1 protein-coding gene is annotated in these 468 nt (G+C 67.5%); it reads right to left on the reverse strand.

Annotated features, from left to right (window positions below):
* Window positions 1–468, reverse strand: a 468-nt coding sequence (locus tag U858_RS34140; protein ID WP_157838896.1) for a hypothetical protein, incomplete at both ends; no start/stop codon positions are given.

Here is a 468-nt window from a genome sequence, read left to right on the forward strand (position 1 = left end):
GGTGGGGGCGGCGGCGGAGCGGGGGGAGGAAGAGGCGGCGCGGAATCTTCGGGCGACGCCCCTGAGGATTTAAGCAGGCTGGCGGGCGCGTCGCCGTCTCCGGTATGGGCCACACGGCCGGCTTGCTCAGCCCCAGCGCGTCAATCCGTTGGTGGCCGCCCTGCCCGCTGTGTTCGCTGGGCTGGGCTTCCTGCTCGAGCACCACGACTTCCTCGACCACCTTTTCGACGACCTTCTCGACGACTTTCTCGACAACCTTGGGGTCGGCAGGGGCCTCGACCCGCACTGCGGCCACCGGGACCGGACTGCCGGTGGCGACCACTTTACCCAGACGCAGCACATCTTCCGAGGTCATCACCGTACCGTCGGCGAACCGCAGCGTGTAGAGATGATGCTCGTAAGAGGCGAGTTCTGCCGCCAGCGGCAAGATCAGCGATTTGCCGTCCGCGCCCTTGAGCACCACGTCGG

This window comes from Achromobacter sp. DH1f, assembly GCF_000633435.1.
Lineage (GTDB): Bacteria > Pseudomonadota > Gammaproteobacteria > Burkholderiales > Burkholderiaceae_B > Achromobacter > Achromobacter deleyi.